Here is a 21,314-nt window from a genome sequence, read left to right as displayed (position 1 = left end):
GTGTCGTGGATGACGTGAGGCTGTGGGCACAATTGTCATGGCGCGGCTGTACGACACGAGAGTTGGGGAGGCAGGAACGGCGGTGGCGGAACGGAGCACGGCAGCCGTCGACGGCTCGGCGGCCGACCGCAGCGATGCGGCCGACACGACTGGGGCGGCGGACACGGAAGACCCAACGGGCGCCGCGGAGACGCCCGCTGCCGAGGCTCCCGCCGCGGCAGCCCCCGGCTCCGGCGCCGCGGAAGCCGCCGAGACGGACGCCGGTGACGCGCAGCCGACCGCCGGGGAACCTCCTGCCGCGGACGCCCCCGCCGAGGAGCCGCCCGCGCCCGAGGAGCCGCCGCGGGCCGGCGTTCCCGTCGCCGACATGCACAGCGGCCACAAGCTCGCCGACCGCTACCGGCTGGAGGAGTGCGTCACCCGCCTCGACGGCTTCAGCAGTTGGCGCGCGGTCGACGAGAAGCTCCGCCGGGCCGTCGGCGTCCACGTCCTGGCCGCCGGGCACGACCGCGCCGAGGCCGTGCTCGACGCCGCCCGCGCCGCGGCTCTCATCGGCGACCCGCGCTTCGTCCAGGTCCTCGACGCCGTCGAGGAGGACAACGTCGTCTACGTGGTCCACGAATGGCTCCCCGACGCCACCGAGTTGTCCACGCTGCTCGCCGGCGGCGCGCCGATGGAGCCGCACGAGGCGTACGAACTCGTCACGCAGGTCTCCCAGGCGCTGGCCGCCGCCCACCGCAACGACCTCGCGCACCTGAGGCTCACCCCGTCGGCCGTGCTGCGGACGGGCAGCGGGCAGTGGCGCATCCGCGGGCTGTCCGTCCACGCGGCGCTGCACGGCACCGAGGCGGACGATCCGCAGCACACCGACACCGAGGCCGTCGGCGCGCTGCTGTACGCCGCGCTGACGGGCCGCTGGCCGTACGAAGGGGACGCCTACGGGCTGGCAGGGCTGCCCAAGCACGTGGGCCTCATCGCGCCGGAGAAGGTGCGCGCGGGGGTGCACCGCGGGCTGTCGGAGCTGGCGATGCGCGCGCTCGCGGCCGGCTCCCCCGCCGCCGCGGCGCACCCGCGGCCGTGTACGACGCCCGCGGAACTGAGCGCCGCCTGCGCCGAGCTGCCGCGCATCCGCCCGCCGGAGCCGCAGTACCCGCGGTCCGCGCCGTATCAGCAGACGACGTACCAGCAGGGCTACGCGCAGAGCGGCGGCCGCCCCGGCGGGCCACCCACGCGCCACGTCGCCGCCGTGCCGCCGCCCGCCCCGCCCACGCTGCCCGGGCGGACCGGGAAGGCCGTGAAGTGGTGCGTGTCCGTGCTGCTGATCGTCGCGCTCGCCCTCGGCAGTTGGCAGCTCGCCGACGCTCTCATCAACCACGACGGCAGCGGCGGCGACACCGGGAACTCCGCGGCGCAGCCCGGCGGCGGGGGCGGGGGCTCCGGCAGCGGCCGCGAGGGCGGCAAGCCGGTGGAGATCGAGAGCGCCCGGGACTTCGACCCGTACGGCACCGGCAGCGAGTCCCCGAGCAGCGTGGCCGCGGCCTTCGACTCCGACCCGTCGAGCTACTGGGAGACCAAGTGGTACACCAGCGCGGTCTTCGGGAACCTCAAGGAGGGCGTCGGGCTGGTCCTGGACCTCGGTGAGCCCAAGCGCGTGGGCAGCGTGAAGGTGTCCCTCATCGGCGACAGCAAGCTGACGGCCATGGCCACCCCGCAGGACACGGCGTCGATGCCGACGGACCTCGCCGGCTTCGAGGAGTTCGACGCGGCGGACGGCACCAATCTGACGCTCAAGCCCACCAAGCCGGTCGTCACCCAGTACGTTCTGCTGTGGCTCACGGAGATTCCGCCGTCGAACGAGGGCAACTTCCGTGGCAAGATCTCCGACATCCAGATTCGGAGCTGAGCGCGCAGTACTCGACCAGGGGGAGGGGTCGGCGTTGGAGAACGCCAGCGGCGGCGACGTCGACGACCGCACACTCCTCGCCCGCCATGTCTCCGGTGAGGACCCGCACGCCTTCGCCGAGATCGTCCGGCGCCACCGGGACCGGCTGTGGGCCGTGGCGCTCCGCACTCTCGGCGACCGCGAGGAGGCCGCGGACGCGGTGCAGGACGCGCTGCTCTCCGCGTTCCGCGCGGCGCACACCTTCCGCGGCCAGTCCGCCGTCACCACCTGGCTGCACCGCATCACCGTGAACGCCTGCCTGGACCGGGCTCGCAAGGCCGCCAGCCGCCGCGCGGCACCGGTCGCGGATACCGAGCACTTCGAGCAGTTGCTGGAGCCGGAGGAGTCCGCTGAGGCGCCCGCGGAGCGGGAGGACACCGGCCGGGAGCTACGCGAGGCGCTGGCGACCCTGCCCGTGGAGCAGCGGGCCGCCCTGGTGCTCGTCGACATGGCGGGCTATCCCGTCGCGGAGGCCGCCGACATCCTCGGCGTTCCCGCGGGTACCGTGAAGAGCCGCTGCGCCCGCGGTCGGGCCCGTCTCCTCCCTCTCGTACGTCATCTGCGGCTGTCCGCCGCCGACTCCGGGGCGGGCGGACGGAACCCGGCGCAGGGGACATCCGTCCCACCGACGGCAGAGCAGAACGACGTACGCGCGGCGAAGGGTGGAGGTGAGAAGCCATGACGCAGCCCCCGCAGTCCTCCGGCGCCGACGACGGGCACCCGGAGGTGGAGGAACTGGCCGACCTCGCCGAGGGCCTGACCTCCCCCGCCCGCACACAGCAGCTCCACCACCATCTCGACGCGTGCGCCACCTGCCGTGAGAGCCGGGAGGCCCTCGACGGCGTACGCGGGCTCCTCGGCAGCTTCCCGGAGCCCGCCCCGATGCCGGCCGATATCGCGGGGCGTATCGACGCCGCGTTGGCGGCCGAAGCGCGCTACGACGCTGATGTTTCACGTGAAACCGCGCCGCAGGCGACCCAGGTGCCCGCGCCGCGCGAGGCCGTTTCACGTGAAACACGACCCAGCCGCTCGCACCGCCGGCCCGCCGCGCACCGCGCGGACGCCACCGGCCCCGGCCGGCGCGCCCGGCGCTGGCCCCGCACCCTCCTCGGCGCCGCGGGGGCGGCCGCGCTCGTCGCGCTCACCGTCGTCCTCTTCCAGCTCCCGGACATGGGCGGCAACGACGACAGCGCCGCAGACATGACGGCCAGCCAAGAGCAGTCCCGGGGGAACTCCCCGAAGGTCGCACCGAGCGACGCCGGCCAGGGGCCGCTGAGTGACGGCTCGCTGGAGTCCCGGGTCCTCGGCATGCTCCAGCAGCCCGAGCGGCGCGAGGGCGGCGGCGCCGGCCAGGGCACGGCCAACAGCGGCGACGACCCGTTCGTCGCCGAGGGGGACGACCCGCAGATGCCCGAGTGCGTCCGGGCCGCCGTCAACCGCACCGAGGCGCCCCTCGCGGCCGAGACCGACACGTACGAGGGAACACCCGTGTACGTCGTCGTGCTGCCCCACTCCGGCGACGCTCAGCGAGTGGACGCCTACGTGGTGGATTCTTCCTGCGCAGCCTCCCCGGACCAGCCGGGCGAGATTCTGCACCGCGACACCTTCCAGCGACCCTGAGCCGCGCCCACCCACCCGCGGGAATGTCCGGCCCGTAGGATCCGTTGGGTGGGGTGAGAGGGACAGGACGCAAGCGGTCCCCGCCCCTTCAGGCAGCCGGTCGTAGACAAGGAAGAGTCCGTGAGCGACGTTCGCAACGTGATCATCATCGGCTCGGGGCCGGCGGGCTATACCGCCGCGCTGTACACCGCCCGCGCCGCGCTGCAGCCGCTGGTCTTCGAAGGCGCCGTCACCGCGGGTGGCGCGCTCATGAACACCACGGACGTGGAGAACTTCCCGGGGTTCCGCGAAGGGATCATGGGCCCGGATCTGATGGACAACATGCGGGCACAGGCGGAGCGCTTCGGCGCCGAGCTCGTCCCCGACGACGTGGTGTCCGTGGACCTCACCGGCGACATCAAGACCGTCACCGACACCGCGGGCACGGTGCACCGTGCGCGGACCGTGATCGTCTCCACCGGGTCGCAGCACCGCAAGCTGGGGCTGCCCCGTGAGGACGAGCTGTCCGGACGGGGCATCTCGTGGTGTGCCACCTGTGACGGCTTCTTCTTCCGCGAGCAGGACATCGTGGTCGTCGGCGGTGGCGACACCGCGATGGAGGAGGCCACGTTCCTCTCCCGCTTCGCCAAGAGCGTCACGGTCGTCCACCGCCGGGACAGCCTGCGCGCCAGCAAGGCGATGCAGGAGCGGGCCTTCGCGGACCCGAAGATCTCGTTCATCTGGGACAGCGAAGTCTCCGCCATCCAGGGCGGCGACAAGCTCTCCGGTCTGACCCTCAGGAACACCAAGACCGGCGAGGAGTCCGAGATCGCGGTCACGGGTCTGTTCATCGCCATCGGGCACGACCCGCGCACGGAGCTGTTCAAGGGACAGTTGGAGCTGGACGGGGAGGGCTATCTCACGGTCGACGCCCCCTCCACCCGTACCAACCTCGCCGGGGTCTTCGCATCGGGCGACGTTGTCGACCACACCTACCGCCAGGCGATCACCGCCGCCGGGACGGGTTGCTCTTCGGCGCTGGACGCCGAGCGCTACCTCGCCGCGATCGCCGACAAGGAGAAGTCGGCGGAGCCGGAGAAGGTCGCAGACGCCGTCTGAGACCGAGCAGCCATCAACGCACAACGACGTAAGGAGTACGCCATGGCCGGTGCCACGGTGACCGCAACCGATGCGGACTTCGAGGAGAAGGTTCTCAAGAGCGACAAGCCCGTACTGGTCGACTTCTGGGCTGCCTGGTGCGGCCCGTGCCGCCAGATCGCTCCGTCGCTGGAGGCCATCGCCGCGGAGAACCCCGAGAAGATCACCATCGTCAAGCTCAACATCGACGAGAACCCGGCGACGGCCGCGAAGTACGGCATCATGTCGATCCCGACGATGAACGTCTACCAGGGTGGCGAGGTCGTGAAGACCATCGTCGGCGCCAAGCCGAAGACTGCCCTGGAGCGCGACCTCAGCGAGTTCATCGGCTGACGCAGCAGCCCTCGTTTCACGTGAAACGTGCGCGTGCCGCGTGAAACGCAGCCGCTGGCATGACGAAGGGCCCGTCCCCGTGGGGACGGGCCCTTCGTCATGCCGGGAAGCGGGTCAGAGCGGCCGCAGCACTGGATCCTTGCGCGCACCCCCGAGCAGCTTGTCGAGCGCCAGCTCCACGTCCTCCTTCCAGGAGATAGCGGAGCGCAGCTCCAGCCGCATCCGGGGATGGCGGTAGTGGGGCCGTACGGTCTTGAAGCCGACCGCCACCAGATGATCCGCCGGGAGGACGCACGCGGGCTCCTTCCAGGCCGCGTCTCCGAACGCCTCGACGGCTTTGACGCCCCGGCGCAGCAGATCCTTCGCGACGGTCTGGACGAGGGTCCGGCCCAGGCCCTGCCCCTGATATCCGGGGTTCAGCCACGCGGTCATGAGCTGGACGGCGTCCGCCGATACCGGGCTCGTCGGGAAGGCGAGGGAGCGGGGCACGTAGGCGGGCGGGGCGTACATCACGAAGCCGGCCGGCACATCGTCGACGTAGAGGACCCGGCCACAGGAGCCCCACTCCAGCAGGACGGAGGAGATCCAGGCTTCCTTCTCCCGCTCCGGGTGCCCGGACTTGGCAGCGGCCTCACCGCTGACGGGATCCAGCTCCCAGAAAACACACGAGCGGCAACGCCTGGGGAAGTCCGGGAGATTGTCCAGGGTGAGCGGTACGAGCCTTCGCCCCATGCAGCCCGATCCTCTCCTTCACCGGCATCCCCCTCGATACCCGTATGCATCGTATCCGGAGACGACAAAACAGGCCGCGGATTGCATCCGCGGCCTGTCTCGTGAGGATCGGGAGGGGGAGGGGTCACTCGTCCTCGTCGGCGTCCTCGTCGCTCAGCTTCTTCTCCAGCACCCTGCCCTCGCCGGGCGCCATCGACCCGAGGATGCGCTCCAGATCCTCTATCGAGGCGAACTCGACGACGATCTTCCCCTTCTTCTGCCCCAGGTCGACCTTCACCCGGGTCTCGAAGCGGTCGGAGAGCCGGGACGCCAGGTCGGTCAGCGCCGGCGACATCCGGTTGCCCGCTCGCGGCGCCTTCGGCCGGCGCCCGGTCTTGGGCTCCGACGCCATCAGGGTCACGATCTCCTCGACGGCCCGCACCGACAGCCCCTCGGCCACGATGCGGTGCGCCAGCCGGTCCTGCTCGCTGGCGTCCTCCACGGACAGCAGCGCCCGCGCATGACCCGCCGAGATCACCCCGGCCGCCACCCGCCGCTGCACGGGCGGCGAGAGCCGCAGCAGCCGCAGCGTGTTGGAGACCTGGGGACGGGAGCGGCCGATCCGGTCGGCGAGCTGGTCGTGCGTGCACTCGAAGTCCCGCAGCAACTGGTCGTAGGCGGCTGCCTCTTCCAGCGGGTTGAGCTGTGCTCGATGCAGGTTCTCGAGCAGCGCGTCCAGGAGGAGCTTCTCGTCGTCCGTGGCGCGGACGATCGCGGGAATCCGCTCCATGCCCGCCTCGCGGCAGGCACGCCAGCGGCGCTCACCCATGACCAGCTCATAGCGGTCCGAGCCCAGCCGGCGGACGACGACCGGCTGGAGGAGGCCGACCTCCTGGATGGAGGTGACCAGTTCGGCGAGGGAGTCCTCGTCGAACACCTCGCGGGGCTGCCGCGGGTTCGGCGTGATGGCGTCCAGCGGAACCTCGGCGAAGTGCGCACCGGCCACTTCGCCGCTGTCCGCGGCACCCTCGACGGCCGGCGGCGCCTCGTAGGCGTGCTCCGGCGGCACCTGCTCCTCGTACCCCTGTGCCTCGGGCTGCGGCGCCCGCTCCGACACTATGACCGGCACCGCTCCCGGCGACATGGTGGCGCCGCCGACCAGCGGTCCCGAGTCATCGGCGGGAGTGGGAGCGGCGGGGATCAGCGCCCCCAGCCCGCGACCCAGCCCTCTGCGTCGTTCCGTCACTGAGCCCCTCCGTCGTGCCGCTCGTGATGAGCTTCGCCCTGTCTGGGCATACCGCGCAGAGCCATCTCGCGGGCCGCCTCCAGATAGGAGAGCGAGCCGCTCGACCCCGGATCGTAGGTGAGGACCGTCTGTCCGTAGCTCGGTGCCTCGGAGATACGCACCGAGCGCGGGATGCTGGTCCTCAGCACCTCGTTGCCGAAGTGACCGCGGACCTCGTCCGCCACCTGGGAGGCCAGGCGCGTCCTCCCGTCGTACATCGTGAGGAGGATCGTCGACACATGGAGCCGGGGGTTGAGATGCCCGCGCACCAGGTCGACGTTGTGGAGCAGTTGGCCCAGCCCTTCCAGCGCGTAGTACTCGCACTGGATGGGGATGAGCACCTCGTTGCCCGCCACCATCGCGTTGACGGTCAACAGGCCCAGCGAGGGCGGGCAGTCGATGAGGATGTAGTCCAACGGCTGCTCGTAGGCGTCGATCGCCCGCTTCAGCCGGCTCTCCCGCGCCACCAGCGAGACCAACTCGATCTCCGCGCCCGCGAGATCGATCGTCGCCGGCGCACAGAACAGCCCCTCGATATCGGGGACCGGCTGCACCACCTCGGCCAGCGGCCTGGCCTCCACCAGCACGTCGTAGACCGACGGCACCTCCGCGTGATGGTCGACGCCCAGTGCAGTCGAGGCATTGCCCTGCGGATCGAGGTCGATGACCAGCACCCGGGCCCCGTGCAGGGCCAGTGATGCCGCCAGGTTGACCGTGGTGGTGGTCTTGCCGACCCCACCCTTCTGGTTGGCGACGACCATCACGCGGGTCCGCTCGGGGCGCGGCAGACCCTGACCGGCCCGCCCGAGCGCCTCTACGGCGAGTTGAGCGGCACGGCCGATCGGAGTGTCGTCCATCGGAGGCGGTGTTTCACGTGAAACATCCGCCGATTCGGAGCGGGGACCGGGGACCGGATCGGCCATCGGCCCCGCGACATTGGCGTCGGACCGCAAGGATTCACTCTCCTCGACTTCAGACTCGCACTGCACAGAGCCTGCCATGCTTTCGGGGTCGCGAACCAGCGAGGCCCGTTCTCCTGTGGATGATTCCTTATCCACAGCCGACTCGCGGGCCTCTACGGCACCGCGTCCTCGGCTGAGGATCCCGGGGAGCAACGAACGATGTTTCACGTGAAACACGATGCACAGCCCCGCGGGCACCACCGCAGCGACACTCCGGTGTATGTACGGTAGGCGGCTCTAATGGACCGATCGGCCCTCTTTCGGATACGAGCAGACTAACGGCGTCGGCCGTGCCCGCCGCGACCGCCCTTACGAGCGGCGCGGGCCCGCTTGGCGGCGAAGCGCACGCCTCCGGGACTCTCGCCCACCACGGCCCGTACGACGGTCGCCGGTGGGTCCACCACATCGGCTCCGACCTGCACGATCTCGGTCTCCGTGACGCCGAGCTTGTGCAGCGCGGCCTTCGAGGCGCGCAGTTCCTCCTCGGCGCTCTCGCCCTTGAGCGCCAGCATCTCGCCGTACGGGCGCAGCAGCGGAACGCCCCAGCCGGCCAGCCGGTCCAGCGGGGCGACCGCCCGCGCGGTGACCACGTGGACGGGCTCCAGCGTGCCGAGGACCTCCTCGGCCCGGCCGCGGACGACGGTCACCTGCTGCTCCAGCCCCAGCAGCTCGGTGACCTCCTGCAGAAACCGGGTACGCCGCAGCAGCGGCTCCAGCAGCGTGATCCGCAGGTCGGGACGGACGAGGGCCAGCGGGATGCCCGGCAGCCCGGCACCCGAGCCGACGTCGCAGACCGCGACGCCGTCGGGCACCACTTCGGCGAGCACCGCACAGTTCAGCAGGTGCCGCTCCCACAGCCGGGGGACCTCCCGCGGGCCGATCAGCCCGCGGGTCACCGCCGTGTCGGCCAGCAGCTCGGCGTAGCGCACCGCGTCCGGAAGGGCGCCGCCGAAGACCTTGTCGGCGGCTTCCGGCGCCGGCGGAAGATCCGCTACTTCGGACACGGGAACGTCCTCTCGCTGGAGCACGGGGGGCGGGCGACGGCAGGTGGCAGGGGAGCAGTCTGGGCCGGTCGGATCAACCGGCCCAGGGTGGAGCAACGACGTTCCGGTCAGGCCGGGAGCACGACCACGCGCCGCTCGGGCTCCTCGCCCTCCGACTCGCTGCGCAGCCCCGCGGCCTTCACCGCGTCGTGCACCACCTTGCGCTCGAACGGGGACATCGGCCGCAGCTTCTCCGGCTCGCCGCTCTCCTTGACCCGCTCGACGGCCTCGGTGCCCAGCTCGGTCAGCTCCTCGCGCTTGCGCGCCCGGAACCCCGCGATGTCCAGCATCAGCCGGCTGCGGTCGCCCGTCTCCCGGTGCACGGCCAGCCGGGTCAGCTCCTGCAGCGCCTCCAGCACCTCGCCTTCGCGCCCCACCAGCTTCTGCAAGTGGCGGTCCGACGACCCTTCGCCGATGATCGACACCGAGGCCCGGCCGCCCTCGACGTCCATGTCGATGTCGCCGTCGAGGTCTGCGATGTCGAGCAGCTCCTCCAGGTAGTCGGCGGCGATCTCGCCTTCCTGCTCCAGGCGCGTCAGGACGTCCTCGGCCGTGGCCTCGGGCTGCTCGGGCTGGGCCTCGATCTCCGAACCGGTTTCGCCGGTCGTGGACGCGGTGTCCGTCACGTGGGGACTCCTTCTTACTTCTTCGACGGGTGCTTGGGCCGCTGCGGCCCCTTGCGCTGACCGGACTTCGCGTTACGGGCGTTGCCGCCCGCACCGCCGCGGCCGGATGAGCCGCCCGCCTTCTTCTTCGCGGCGCTCGACGCGGGCTTCTTGTCCTCGGGCTCCGCGGCGTCGTCCGCGCCCTCCTGCTGCTGGCCGGAGCCGCCGGACTGGGCATGGCTGCGGCGCTGGGACTTCGACTGCCGCTTCGGCTGCTGCCGCCGGCCGGGGTCGCCGCTGCCGGGCTTGGCGTCCGCCAGCGGCGTCTCGCTCTTGACGATGGTGCCGTCCGCCTGGGGCAGCAGGTCGTGCTTGGCGAGCGCGGAGACGAACTTCCGCTCGTCCTCGTTGCGGTCCTTGCCCTTGGCGACCATCTGCTTGACGACGTAGCGGTCGCGGCGGCCGCGCACGCCGCCGCGGTCGATGACGTGCTTCTGCATGCGCTCCAGCAGGTGCGCGTAGGACTTGCTGCCCGGGGTGGGGTTCCGCTTGATCACGTACATCTGCTGGCCCATGGACCAGACGTTGGTCGTCAGCCAGTAGATCAGGACGCCGACCGGGAAGTTGATGCCGAAGACGGCGAACATGATCGGGAAGATGTACATCAGCATCTTCTGCTGCTGCATGAACGGCGTCTTGACCGTGAGGTCGACGTTCTTCGTCATGAGCTGGCGCTGCGTGTAGAACTGCGACCCCGACATCAGCACGATCATGATGACGGTGACGACCCGCACATCGGCGAGGGTGGCGCCGAGGCTCTCCACCTTGCTCGCGCTGTCCATGAACTTCGCCGCGATCGGGGCGCCGAAGACGTGGGCCTGCCGGGCCTCCGCGACCTGTGAGGCGTTGAGGACGCCGACCTCGTTGTTGCCGGCGATCTTGTTCAGCACCTGGAAGAGCGCCAGGAAGAACGGGGACTGGGCGAGGATCGGAAGACAGCTCGAGAGCGGGTTGGTACCCGTCTCCCGGTACAGCTTCATCATTTCCTCGGACTGGCGCTGCTTGTCGTTCTTGTAGCGCTCCTGGATCGCCTTCATCTTCGGCTGGAGCACCTGCATGTTCCGCGTCGCCTTGATCTGCTTCACGAACAGCGGGATCAGCGCGATCCGGATCACGACCACCAGCGCCACGATGGACAGCCCCCACGCCCAGCCGCTGGCCGGGTCGAAGACCAGGCTGAACAGCGAGTGGAACTGGACGATGATCCAGGAAACGGCGATATAGAGAGGTTTGAGGACCGTGTCCACGAATCAGGCTCCTTGGGCCTTGGGCTGCGTCTTGCCCAGGCGGCTGCGCAGCCGCTGGTGCCAGACCGGATGCTTGCGGGGCGGAACGTGATCGACCCCGCCGAGCGACCACGGGTTGCAGCGCAGGATGCGCCAGGCGGTCAGGCCCGTGCCTTTGACCGCACCGTGCAGCCTGATCGCCTCATAGCCGTAGTGCGAGCACGACGGGTAGTACTTGCAGACCGGCCCCAGCAGCGGGCTGATGGTCCACTGGTACAGCTTGATCAACCAAAGCAGCGGATACTTCATCGCGGCGCCCTTCCCAGCAACCGCCCCAGCGCTGCGTCCAGGTCATCGCGCAGCCGGTCGTAGCCGGCCTCCGCGGCGCCAGGCAGCGCCCGTACGACCACCAGGCTACCTGCGGGCAGCAGATCCAACCGATCCCGTAGGAGATGACGCAGGCGACGCTTGACGAGGTTGCGCGCGACCGCCGGTCCGACGGCCCTGCTGACGACGAAACCCGCACGCGTCGGGGAGACGTCCTCCCCGGCGGCATGCGGGTCACCGCCGCTGTTCAGATGGACGACGAGCAGCGGGCGGCCGGCCCGTCGTCCGCGGCGTACCGCTCGGGCGAAGTCCTCGCGCCGCCGCAGCCGGTGCTCAGCGGGCAGCACGAGCACACCAAGGGGTCAGGCGGACAGGCGTGCGCGGCCCTTGGTGCGACGGGCCGTGATAATGGCACGGCCGGCGCGGGTACGCATACGCAGCCGGAAGCCGTGCGTCTTGGCACGCTTGCGGTTGTTCGGCTGGAAAGTGCGCTTGCTCACTCGGGGGCTCCAGGAGATTTGTCACGGGTGATAGGCGCCGAACGGCTGCCACCGTGCGCCCTCGAGCCGGCTCGTCATCGCCCGACACGTGACATGATCACTGTCGCGGCCTGAGACTGTTCGGAGGCAGGCGGCAGCAGCCGTCGACATCTCGACCTCGATACGGTACGCGGGCGGCCGCCGTCCGGTCAAACCCGCCCCGTGCGGCCGACACGCCACAGGACACTGTGCACAGCCTGTGGACAGCGACTTGAATGGGGCAGCTCGGCGTGACTACCGTGGCTGGACTTCCGACTCTTGCGCGGATCCATCCCACCCGTCCCGAGATCACACCTTCGTGACCTGCCGTGACCTGAAAGAGCGTGACCCGTGGCCGACCTGCCTGCCGATCTCGCTGCAGTGTGGCCACGCGTGCTCGAGCGGCTGCTCGCGGACGACCAGGGCATCGAGGCCAAGGACCACCGCTGGCTGCGCGACTGCCAGCCGCTCGTCCTCGTCGCCGGGACCGCGGTGCTTGCCGTGCCCAACGAGTACGCGAAGGGCGTCTTCGAGGGCCGCCTCGCCTCCAAGATCACCGATGCGCTGAGCCACGCCTGCCACCAGCCCATCGGCCTGGCCGTCACCGTCAGCCCCGGCGAGCCGGAGTCGAAGCGGCCGCGGCAGGCCCCGCCGCCGCAGCCGGGCCCCGAGCCGGTCGGCCACGGCCCGCACGTACCCCACCCCTCGCAGGCTCCGCAGCCGCCGGCGCACGAGCAGGCCGCGCACCCCGGCGCCCCGCACCTGCCGCTGCCGCACCCCGCCGCGCAGCCCCCGCACCAGACCCACCAGGGCCACCAGCCGCCGCACCAGGGCCACGGCGGGCCGCTGCCCGAGCCGCCGTACGACGCGTACAGCCGCCCGGCGCCCGGGGACGACCGCCTCCCCACCGCGGCCCCGACGTACCCCGAGTACGCCCAGCCGCGCCCGGCGCCGGCCGCCTGGCCCCGCGCCGACCACCACCCGGGCCCGCCCGGCGCCCAGCCGGACCCCGCGGCGGGGACCGGCAACGCGGACTACTACTCGGCCCACGACCACCTCGGGCAGCGCCCCGCCCACGACCGGTACGCGCACCCCGGGAGCCACCCCGGGAGCCACCCCGGCGGGCACACGGGAGGCCATCCCGGCGGGCACAGCCCCTCCGGCGCCCCGATCCCGCCGCTCGTGCAGGCCATGGGGAACGTCGAGCTGCCCGCGCCCAGCGGCGCACCCGGCCCGCTCGCCGCCCAGCCCGCCCCGGCCACCCGGCCCGGTGAGCCGACCGCGCGGCTGAACCCGAAGTACCTCTTCGACACCTTCGTCATCGGCGCCTCCAACCGCTTCGCGCACGCCGCGGCGGTCGCCGTCGCCGAGGCCCCGGCCAAGGCGTACAACCCGCTGTTCATCTACGGCGAGTCCGGCCTGGGCAAGACGCACCTGCTGCACGCCATCGGGCACTACGCCCGCAGCCTCTACCCCGGCACCCGGGTGCGGTACGTGAGCTCCGAGGAGTTCACCAACGAGTTCATCAACTCCATCCGCGACGGCAAGGCGGACACGTTCCGCAAGCGCTACCGCGACATGGACATCCTCCTGGTCGACGACGTCCAGTTCCTGGCGAGCAAGGAGTCGACGCAGGAGGAGTTCTTCCACACCTTCAACACCCTGCACAACGCCAACAAGCAGATCGTTCTCTCCAGCGACCGGCCGCCCAAGCAACTGATCACCCTGGAGGACCGGCTCCGCAACCGCTTCGAGTGGGGCCTGATCACCGACGTGCAGCCGCCGGAGCTGGAGACCAGGATCGCGATCCTGCGCAAGAAGGCGGTCCAGGAGCAGTTGAACGCGCCGCCGGAGGTGCTGGAGTTCATCGCCTCCCGGATCTCCCGCAACATCCGCGAGCTGGAGGGCGCCCTGATCCGGGTCACGGCCTTCGCCTCGCTCAACCGGCAGCCGGTGGACCTCGGGCTCACCGAGATCGTGCTGAAGGACCTCATCCCCGGCGGCGAGAACGCCGCCCCGGAGATCACCGCCGCCGCGATCATGGCCGCCACCGCCGACTACTTCGGGCTGACGGTGGAGGACCTGTGCGGCTCCTCCCGCAGCCGCGTGCTGGTCACCGCGCGCCAGATCGCCATGTACCTGTGCCGGGAGCTGACGGACCTCTCCCTGCCGAAGATCGGCGCCCAGTTCGGCAACCGGGACCACACCACCGTCATGCACGCGGACCGCAAGATCCGGGCGCTGATGGCCGAGCGGCGCTCGATCTACAACCAGGTCACCGAGCTGACCAACCGCATCAAGAACAGCTAGCGGCCGCGCCGCCGTTCCGTACGCCCCACACCCCACACCCCGCCCCGCGCCGCTCCACAGCGCCTCCCGGGGCCCCACGCGTCCTCCGGCAGCCGGTTCTGCACAGGTCTTCCGTACGCGTCCGGCCGCCCCCGGCACGTACCCGAACAGCCGAGCCCCCGCCCGCTGTTCGATTCCCGGGCCTGAACAGGCACTTCTCCACACCTCGGTGGCTTTTCCGCCGTCCACACCCTGGGGATCGGTGAGTTACCCACGGGCGGGTGTGGACGCGGTCTGGACAACTCGCGTCCGCGCAGCTCACCGGGGTGTGGATTTGTGGGCGAGCGTTGCCCACAACCTGTGGACACCGTCCACCGGCCCGATCGGCGCCGAGCGCTGTCCACCGCGGAAGACCACTCACCCACAGAAAACCCCGCTCTGTACACAGCCTGTCCACAAGTTTGTCCACTGTTCGGCAACGCAACGCGCCCCTTCACCGGGTCGAGTGAAAGCCGTCACATCCAGAGGCAGGATTGGCTGTGCAGAAACCCGGGTAACTCTGGGGATGGAGCTGTGGCTAAGTGGCCCCCGCCTGTGAACGGCCTGTGTACAGCCGGGCATCGTCCACAGGAACAGCGGGTTATCCACTCTTCGTCCCCAACCCGCCTGTGGGCAAAATTCACGAGCTGACCTGCGCAGACAGGGTTTTCCACGGTTTCCACAGGCCCTACTACTACCTCTACACGTAGCTAGCTCGGAATCCGCTTCGAAGCGGGGCCTGTGCACAAGTGCGGTCGACGGCCTCCAAGAGCGGCAGCGACGAGTTGACCCCGACCTGCCCCCTGTGTCGGTGCCGTGCGTCAGACTGGTCCCCCACACCAACCGAGCCGGCAAGGGCCGAGAGCACCAGGAGGCGGTCTCCGTGAAGATCCGGGTGGAGCGCGACGTACTCGCGGAGGCAGTGGCGTGGGCAGCACGCAGCCTCCCGGCCCGGCCGCCCGCGCCGGTGCTCGCCGGGCTGCTGCTGAAGGCCGACGGCGCGGACGGCGGGACGCTCAGCCTCTCCGGCTTCGACTACGAGGTCTCCGCCCGCGTCTCCGTGGAGGCGGATGTGGAGGAGGACGGCACCGTCCTCGTCTCCGGGCGGCTGCTCGCCGACATCTCGCGCGCACTTCCCAACAGGCCCGTGGAGATCTCCACCGATGGCGTCCGGGTCACCGTGGTCTGCGGCTCCTCGCGATTCACACTCCACACCCTGCCTGTGGAGGAGTATCCGGCGCTGCCCGAGATGCCGACCGCGACCGGCACGGTCTCCGGCGAGGTCTTCGCCGCCGCTGTCGCGCAGGTCGCCATCGCCGCCGGCCGGGACGACACCCTGCCGGTGCTCACGGGTGTGCGCATCGAGATCGAGGGCGACACGGTCACGCTGGCCTCCACGGACCGGTACCGCTTCGCGGTCCGCGAGTTCCTGTGGAAGCCGGAGACCGCCGACGCCTCCTTGGTGGCGCTCGTCCCCGCCAAGACGCTCCTGGACACGGCCAAGTCGTTGACCAGCGGGGACATCGTGACGCTCGCGCTGTCGGGCGCCGGTGCCGGCGAGGGCCTGATCGGCTTCGAGGGCGCCGGCCGGCGGACGACGACGCGGCTGATCGAGGGCGACCTGCCGAAGTACCGCACGCTGTTCCCCACGGAGTTCAACTCGGTGGCGGTCATCGAGACCCCGCCGTTCGTCGAGGCCGTCAAGCGCGTGGCGCTGGTGGCCGAGCGGAACACGCCGGTGCGGCTGAGCTTCGAGCAGGGCGTGCTGACCCTGGAGGCCGGGTCGAGCGACGACGCACAGGCTGTGGAAAGGGTGGACGCGCAGTTGGAGGGCGACGACATCTCGATCGCCTTCAACCCGCTGTTCCTCCTCGACGGGCTGAGCGCGATCGACTCGCCCGCGGCACAGCTCTCGTTCACGACGTCGACGAAGCCGGCGCTGCTCAGCGGCAAGCCCGCGCTCGACGCCGAGGCGGACGAGGCGTACAAGTACCTGATCATGCCCGTGCGGCTGAGCGGCTGAGGTCCGGCGTAGGCTCGGACCGGGAATAGGACGCACAGACGGACGAAGGGGCAGTGATGGAGCTCGGTCTTGTGGGTCTCGGCCGGATGGGCGGGAACATGCGTGAGCGCATCCGGCGCGCGGGCCACACCGTCGTGGGGTACGACCACCACCCGGACAGAGCCGATGTCCACAGCCTGCGGGAGCTTGTGGACGCGCTGCCCGCCCCACGCGTGGTGTGGGTGATGGTGCCCGCGGGCGCGGCCACGCAGTCGACCGTCGACGAGCTGGCCGAGCTGCTGGAGCCCGGCGACGTGCTCGTGGACGGTGGCAACTCGCGCTGGACGGACGACGAGAAGCACGCCGAGGAGCTGGGTGCGAAGGGCATCGGCTTCGTGGACTGCGGTGTCTCCGGGGGCGTGTGGGGCCTGGAGAACGGCTACGCGCTGATGTACGGCGGCGACGCCGAGCACGTGGCGCGGGTGCAGCCGGTCTTCGACGCGCTGAAGCCGGAGGGCGAGTTCGGCGCCGTCCACGCCGGCAAGGTCGGCGCGGGGCACTTCGCGAAGATGGTCCACAACGGCATCGAGTACGCGATGATGCAGGCTTTCGCCGAGGGCTGGGAGCTGCTGGAGGCCGCGGACTCGGTCACCGACGTGCGCGAGGTCTTCCGCTCCTGGCAGGAGGGCACGGTCATCCGCTCCTGGCTGCTGGACCTGGCGGTCCGGGCGCTGGACGACGACGAGCACCTGGGCAAGCTCCGCGGGTACGCGGAGGACTCCGGCGAGGGCCGGTGGACCGTGGAGGCGGCGATCGACCACGCGGTGCCGCTGCCCGCGATCACGGCGTCGCTCTTCGCCCGGTTCGCCTCGCGCCAGGACGACTCGCCGCAGATGAAGATGATCGCCGCGCTGCGGAACCAGTTCGGCGGCCACGCGGTCAAGGAGGAGAAGTAGCTCTGCCGGGCGGCCGGCGGGAGCGCCGGCCCGCCGTTCGCCCAAGCTGAATCGAAGCTGAATCGGCCGAGTGCCTGGGGAGGTCGGCGTCGGGCCATGCACGTGACTCATCTCTCGCTGGCCGACTTCCGTTCGTACGAGCGGGCGGAGGTGCCCCTCGACCCGGGGGTGACGGCCTTCGTCGGGCCGAACGGCCAGGGCAAGACGAACCTGGTCGAGGCCGTCGGCTATCTCGCGACGCTGGGCAGCCACCGGGTGTCCGCGGACGCGCCGCTGGTGCGCATGGGCGCGGCGCGTGCGGTGGTACGGGCCGCGGTGACGCAGGACGGCCGGCAGCAGCTCGTGGAGCTGGAGCTGAACCCGGGCAAGGCGAACCGGGCGCGGCTGAACCGCTCGTCGCAGGTGCGGCCGCGCGACCTGCTCGGCGTGCTGCGCTCCGTGCTGTTCGCGCCGGAGGACCTGGCGCTGGTCAAGGGCGACCCGGACCAGCGGCGCCGCTTCCTCGACGAGCTGGTCACGGCGCGGGCGCCTCGGCTGGCCGGGGTGCGCAGCGACTACGACCGGGTGCTCAAGCAGCGCAACACGCTGCTGAAGACGGCCGCGATGGCGCGCCGGCACGGCGGGCGGCAGCTCGACCTGTCGACGCTGGACGTGTGGGATCAGCATCTGGCGCGGGCCGGGGCCGAGCTGCTGGCGCAGCGGCTGGAGCTGATCGCGGTGCTGCAGCCGCTGGTGGACAAGGCGTACGAGCAGGTGGCGCCGGGCGGCGGGCCGACGGCGTTCGAGTACAAGTCGCCGGCGGGCGGCCGGTTCGCGGAGGCGCGTACGCGCGAGGAGTTCGCGGAGCTGCTGCTGGAGGCGATGGCGGAGGCGCGGAAGCAGGAGATCGAGCGGGGCGTGACGATGGTCGGTCCGCACCGCGACGATCTGGTGCTGAAGCTGGGCGAGTTGCCGGCGAAGGGCTACGCGTCGCACGGGGAGTCGTGGTCGTACGCGCTGGCGCTGCGGCTCGCGTCGTACGAGCTGCTGCGCGGCGAGGGCGGCGGGGAGCCCGTGCTGGTGCTGGACGACGTGTTCGCGGAGCTGGACACGCGGCGGCGGGAGCGGCTGGCGGAGCTGGTGGCGCCCGGCGAGCAGGTGCTCGTGACGGCGGCGGTGGCGGAGGACGTGCCGGGGGCGCTGGCGGGGGCGCGGTTCACGGTGGCCGACGGGCGGGTGGAGTGCGGATGAGCGAGGAGCCCGTACGCCCCGAGAGCGACGCCCCGGCCGCGGACTCCGGGGCCGGGGAGTCCCCCGCCGCTCCCGAGCCCTCCGGGGTCGACCTGGCGCGCGTGGCCCTGCGGGCGGCGCGGGCGGAGGCCCGGGCGCGGGGTGCGGCCGCGCAGCAGCGCCGGCAGGCCCGCCGCGGCGGCGGGCTGCGCTCGGGCGCCCGCGCCGACGGCCGCGATCCGCTGCCGCTGGGTGCCGCGGTGAGCAGGCTGATCACCGAGCGCGGCTGGGAGGCGCCGGCGGCGGTGGGCGGCGTGATGGGCCGCTGGCCGCAGCTCGTCGGTCCCGAGGTGGCGCAGCACTGCGCGCCCGAGCGGTACGACGAGCAGGAGCGGGTGCTCGTGGTGAAGTGCGACTCCACGGCGTGGGCGACGCAGTTGCGGCTGCTGGCGCCCCAGTTGGTGGCGCGGCTCAACGAGGAGCTCGGCCACGGCACCGTGAAGCTGATCAAAGTGGTGGGTCCCGGGGGCGGCGGGCGGCGCTTCGGGCCGCTGCGGGCGCCGGGCAGCCAGGGCCCCGGGGACACGTACGGGTAGGCCCGTACCTTCTGCTGAACCCCGGCGGTAAACCTGTGATGGAGTGAGGTCGGTCACAGTAGCTGATGGTTGACGCCCCGAAGCGCTGAGTGGCGCTCAGAGGCTCTGCAGGCCCCGGTGTGTGCAGCCCCCCTCGGCGGGCAGATGTTCAGGGCGCCACATGCGGGTTCAGGCACCTGCAAACCGCCATTCTGTCGTGGGCTACCGGTAGACTGGGAGCAACCCGCCCACTTGCGGAACACGCTGACCAACAACGACGCGGCCGCTCCCGCTCAGCCAGGAGAGTGGCCCGTGCTGTGCCAGAAAGGGCGCTTCGTGGCCGATTCCGGCAACTCCAACGAGAACATCCCTGCCAGCGAGAACGTGCCTCCAGGCGCCGACGGCGCCGCGGAGGCGGCCGCTGAGGCCGCACGGGCACACGCCCGCGCGGAGGCGGAGGCCGTCGAGGACGCGGCGTACGACGCGAACGCGATCACGGTCCTGGAGGGCCTCGACGCCGTACGCAAGCGCCCGGGCATGTACATCGGCTCGACCGGCGAGCGCGGTCTGCACCACCTGGTGCAGGAGGTCGTGGACAACTCGGTGGACGAGGCGATGGCCGGCCACGCGGACACGATCGAGGTGACGCTGCTCGCCGACGGCGGCGTGCGCGTCGTCGACAACGGCCGCGGCATCCCCGTGGGCATCGTGCCGTCGGAGAACAAGCCGGCGGTGGAGGTCGTGCTGACCGTCCTGCACGCCGGCGGCAAGTTCGGCGGCGGCGGCTACGCGGTCTCCGGCGGTCTGCACGGCGTCGGCGTCTCGGTCGTGAACGCGCTCTCGACCCGGCTGTCCGTGGAGGTCAAGACCGACGGCTACCGCTGGACGCAGGACTACAAGCTGGGCATCCCGACCGAGCCGCTGGCGCGGAACGAGGAGACGGACGAGACCGGCACCACGGTCACGTTCTGGGCGGACGCCGACGTCTTCGAGACGACGGACTACTCGTTCGAGACGCTGTCGCGCCGCTTCCAGGAGATGGCGTTCCTGAACAAGGGCCTGACCATCTCGCTCACCGACGAGCGGGCGGCGGCCAAGCAGACCTCGGGCGCGGACACCGCGGGCGACGAGGACGAGGACAAGGCGCGCAGCGTCACGTACCACTACGAGGGCGGCATCTCCGACTTCGTACGCCACCTGAACTCGCGCAAGGGCGAGCCGGTGCACCCCTCGGTGATCGACTTCGAGGTCGCGGACACCGAGCGGCTGATGTCCGTCGAGATCGCGATGCAGTGGAACACGCAGTACAGCGAGGGCGTGTACAGCTTCGCGAACGTCATCCACACCCACGAGGGCGGTACGCACGAGGAAGGCTTCCGGGCCGCGCTGACCGGGCTGATCAACCGGTACGCGCGGGACAAGAAGCTGCTCCGCGAGAAGGACGACAACCTCACCGGCGAGGACATCCGCGAGGGCCTGACGGCGATCATCTCGGTCCGGCTGGGCGAGCCCCAGTTCGAGGGCCAGACGAAGACCAAGCTGGGCAACACCGAGGCGAAGACCTTCGTGCAGAAGGTCACGCACGAGCACCTGACGGACTGGCTCGACCGGAACCCGAACGAGGCCGGCGACATCGTCCGCAAGTCCATCCAGGCGGCGACGGCCCGCGTGGCCGCCCGCAAGGCGCGCGACCTGACGCGGCGCAAGGGGCTGCTGGAGACGGCGTCGCTGCCGGGCAAGCTGAGCGACTGCCAGTCGAACGACCCGTCCAAGTGCGAGATCTTCATCGTGGAGGGCGACTCCGCGGGCGGCTCGGCGAAGTCCGGCCGCAACCCGCGGTACCAGGCGATCCTCCCGATCCGCGGCAAGATCCTGAACGTGGAGAAGGCCCGCATCGACCGGGTGCTCCAGAACACCGAGGTGCAGGCGCTGATCTCGGCGTTCGGCACCGGCATCCACGAGGACTTCGACCTCTCCAAGCTGCGCTATCACAAGATCGTGCTGATGGCCGACGCGGACGTCGACGGACAGCACATCCAGACCCTGCTGCTGACGCTGCTGTTCCGCTTCATGCGCCCGCTGATCGAGGGCGGGCACGTCTTCCTGGCCCAGCCGCCGCTGTACAAGATCAAGTGGACCAGGGACGAGTACGAGTACGCCTACTCCGACCGCGAGCGGGACCAGTTGATCGAGCTGGGCCGCTCGCAGGGCAAGCGGATCAGGGACGACTCGATCCAGCGCTTCAAGGGCCTGGGCGAGATGAACGCGGAGGAGCTGCGGATCACCACCATGGACCAGGCGCACCGCGTGCTGCGCCAGGTGACGCTCGACGACGCCGCCGCGGCCGACGACCTGTTCTCCGTGCTCATGGGCGAGGACGTCGAGGCGCGCCGCTCGTTCATCCAGCGCAACGCCAAGGACGTCCGCTTCCTCGACATCTGAGTCGGCCTCGCCCGGGCGGCCCCCCGCCCGGGT

Annotated in this window: 20 protein-coding genes; 11 read left to right on the top strand and 9 right to left on the bottom strand. The window is 71.0% G+C overall.

Features of this window, described 5'->3' with window-relative positions:
- Window positions 1-82: 82 nt before the first annotated feature.
- From CXR04_RS18165 to trxA, 5 genes are all read left to right on the top strand, one after another.
- A complete protein-coding gene (locus CXR04_RS18165) occupies window positions 83-1,903 on the top strand; it encodes a protein kinase family protein (RefSeq protein WP_101423436.1) in 1,821 nt (606 codons plus the stop codon).
- A gap of 34 nt (window positions 1,904-1,937) precedes the next feature.
- On the top strand, window positions 1,938-2,624 hold the full coding sequence (sigM, locus tag CXR04_RS18160; protein WP_101423435.1) for an RNA polymerase sigma factor SigM: 687 nt from the start codon (window positions 1,938-1,940) through the stop codon (window positions 2,622-2,624).
- Complete coding sequence (locus CXR04_RS18155) at window positions 2,621-3,562, top strand: hypothetical protein (RefSeq protein WP_101423434.1); 942 nt, start codon at window positions 2,621-2,623, stop codon at window positions 3,560-3,562. The genes sigM and CXR04_RS18155 overlap by 4 nt, the downstream gene beginning before the upstream one ends.
- A 120-nt stretch (window positions 3,563-3,682) precedes the next feature.
- The gene (gene trxB / locus CXR04_RS18150) at window positions 3,683-4,660 is read left to right on the top strand and encodes a thioredoxin-disulfide reductase (RefSeq protein WP_101423433.1); all 978 of its coding nucleotides are present in this window, start codon (window positions 3,683-3,685) and stop codon (window positions 4,658-4,660) included.
- A gap of 12 nt (window positions 4,661-4,672) precedes the next feature.
- Window positions 4,673-5,032, top strand: coding sequence for a thioredoxin (gene trxA / locus CXR04_RS18145; protein WP_346429540.1), 360 nt, complete (start codon window positions 4,673-4,675; stop codon window positions 5,030-5,032).
- 114 nt (window positions 5,033-5,146) lie between these two features.
- Here trxA and CXR04_RS18140 read toward each other — a convergent pair whose 3' ends face one another.
- The 9 genes from CXR04_RS18140 to rpmH form a co-directional block, all read right to left on the bottom strand.
- Window positions 5,147-5,764 (bottom strand): GNAT family N-acetyltransferase, encoded by a 618-nt coding sequence (locus CXR04_RS18140; RefSeq protein ID WP_101423432.1) that lies wholly within the window; start codon window positions 5,762-5,764, stop codon window positions 5,147-5,149.
- Between the two features lie 124 nt (window positions 5,765-5,888).
- Window positions 5,889-6,989, bottom strand: a complete 1,101-nt coding sequence (locus CXR04_RS18135) for a ParB/RepB/Spo0J family partition protein (RefSeq protein ID WP_199850480.1) — start codon at window positions 6,987-6,989, stop codon at window positions 5,889-5,891.
- Complete coding sequence (locus CXR04_RS18130) at window positions 6,986-8,029, bottom strand: ParA family protein (protein WP_101423431.1); 1,044 nt, start codon at window positions 8,027-8,029, stop codon at window positions 6,986-6,988. The genes CXR04_RS18135 and CXR04_RS18130 overlap by 4 nt, the downstream gene beginning before the upstream one ends.
- A gap of 236 nt (window positions 8,030-8,265) precedes the next feature.
- Complete coding sequence (rsmG, locus tag CXR04_RS18125; RefSeq protein ID WP_047016799.1) at window positions 8,266-8,994, bottom strand: 16S rRNA (guanine(527)-N(7))-methyltransferase RsmG; 729 nt, start codon at window positions 8,992-8,994, stop codon at window positions 8,266-8,268.
- A gap of 107 nt (window positions 8,995-9,101) precedes the next feature.
- Window positions 9,102-9,617, bottom strand: a complete 516-nt coding sequence (locus CXR04_RS18120) for a Jag family protein (RefSeq protein WP_101426451.1) — start codon at window positions 9,615-9,617, stop codon at window positions 9,102-9,104.
- Between the two features lie 56 nt (window positions 9,618-9,673).
- Window positions 9,674-10,945 carry a membrane protein insertase YidC gene (gene yidC, locus CXR04_RS18115; protein ID WP_101423430.1) on the bottom strand — a complete coding sequence of 424 codons (1,272 nt, stop codon included), beginning with the start codon at window positions 10,943-10,945 and terminating at the stop codon, window positions 9,674-9,676.
- Window positions 10,946-10,948: 3 nt separating this feature from the next.
- The gene (gene yidD / locus CXR04_RS18110) at window positions 10,949-11,233 is read right to left on the bottom strand and encodes a membrane protein insertion efficiency factor YidD (protein ID WP_018838819.1); all 285 of its coding nucleotides are present in this window, start codon (window positions 11,231-11,233) and stop codon (window positions 10,949-10,951) included.
- Window positions 11,230-11,598: a ribonuclease P protein component gene (rnpA, locus tag CXR04_RS18105; RefSeq protein WP_101426450.1), complete on the bottom strand. Its 369-nt coding sequence runs from the start codon at window positions 11,596-11,598 to the stop codon at window positions 11,230-11,232. The genes yidD and rnpA overlap by 4 nt, the downstream gene beginning before the upstream one ends.
- Window positions 11,599-11,613: 15 nt before the next feature.
- Entirely contained in the window at window positions 11,614-11,751 is a 138-nt protein-coding gene (gene rpmH / locus CXR04_RS18100; protein WP_027773413.1) for a 50S ribosomal protein L34, read from the bottom strand.
- A gap of 369 nt (window positions 11,752-12,120) precedes the next feature.
- Between rpmH and dnaA the strand changes: the two genes are divergently transcribed.
- The 6 genes from dnaA (at window position 12,121) to gyrB (ending at window position 21,281) form a co-directional block, all read left to right on the top strand.
- The gene (gene dnaA / locus CXR04_RS18090) at window positions 12,121-14,079 is read left to right on the top strand and encodes a chromosomal replication initiator protein DnaA (protein WP_101423429.1); all 1,959 of its coding nucleotides are present in this window, start codon (window positions 12,121-12,123) and stop codon (window positions 14,077-14,079) included.
- A gap of 901 nt (window positions 14,080-14,980) precedes the next feature.
- Complete coding sequence (gene dnaN, locus CXR04_RS18085) at window positions 14,981-16,120, top strand: DNA polymerase III subunit beta (protein WP_101423428.1); 1,140 nt, start codon at window positions 14,981-14,983, stop codon at window positions 16,118-16,120.
- A 56-nt stretch (window positions 16,121-16,176) separates the two neighbouring features.
- Entirely contained in the window at window positions 16,177-17,055 is an 879-nt protein-coding gene (gnd, locus tag CXR04_RS18080; RefSeq protein ID WP_101423427.1) for a phosphogluconate dehydrogenase (NAD(+)-dependent, decarboxylating), read from the top strand.
- 96 nt (window positions 17,056-17,151) lie between these two features.
- Complete coding sequence (gene recF / locus CXR04_RS18075; RefSeq protein WP_101423426.1) at window positions 17,152-18,285, top strand: DNA replication/repair protein RecF; 1,134 nt, start codon at window positions 17,152-17,154, stop codon at window positions 18,283-18,285.
- Window positions 18,282-18,860, top strand: coding sequence for a DUF721 domain-containing protein (locus CXR04_RS18070; protein WP_101423425.1), 579 nt, complete (start codon window positions 18,282-18,284; stop codon window positions 18,858-18,860). The genes recF and CXR04_RS18070 overlap by 4 nt, the downstream gene beginning before the upstream one ends.
- A gap of 291 nt (window positions 18,861-19,151) precedes the next feature.
- A complete protein-coding gene (gyrB, locus tag CXR04_RS18065) occupies window positions 19,152-21,281 on the top strand; it encodes a DNA topoisomerase (ATP-hydrolyzing) subunit B (protein ID WP_101423424.1) in 2,130 nt (709 codons plus the stop codon).
- Window positions 21,282-21,314 lie beyond the last annotated feature (33 nt).

Origin of the sequence: Streptomyces sp. CMB-StM0423 (assembly GCF_002847285.1) — a bacterium.
Taxonomy (GTDB): domain Bacteria; phylum Actinomycetota; class Actinomycetes; order Streptomycetales; family Streptomycetaceae; genus Streptomyces.
This window is presented reverse-complemented; position numbering and strand designations above follow the sequence as displayed.

Excerpts from the sequence above, each read along its gene's own strand:
- CXR04_RS18155 (WP_101423434.1), top strand. The coding sequence starts at position 2,621 with ATGACGCAGCCCCCGCAGTCCTCCGGCGCCGACGACGGGCACCCGGAG.
- CXR04_RS18140 (WP_101423432.1), bottom strand. The coding sequence starts at position 5,764 with ATGGGGCGAAGGCTCGTACCGCTCACCCTGGACAATCTCCCGGACTTC.
- CXR04_RS18130 (WP_101423431.1), bottom strand. The coding sequence starts at position 8,029 with ATGGCAGGCTCTGTGCAGTGCGAGTCTGAAGTCGAGGAGAGTGAATCC.
- yidD (WP_018838819.1), bottom strand. The coding sequence starts at position 11,233 with ATGAAGTATCCGCTGCTTTGGTTGATCAAGCTGTACCAGTGGACCATC.
- gnd (WP_101423427.1), top strand. The coding sequence starts at position 16,177 with ATGGAGCTCGGTCTTGTGGGTCTCGGCCGGATGGGCGGGAACATGCGT.
- recF (WP_101423426.1), top strand. The coding sequence starts at position 17,152 with ATGCACGTGACTCATCTCTCGCTGGCCGACTTCCGTTCGTACGAGCGG.
- CXR04_RS18070 (WP_101423425.1), top strand. The coding sequence starts at position 18,282 with ATGAGCGAGGAGCCCGTACGCCCCGAGAGCGACGCCCCGGCCGCGGAC.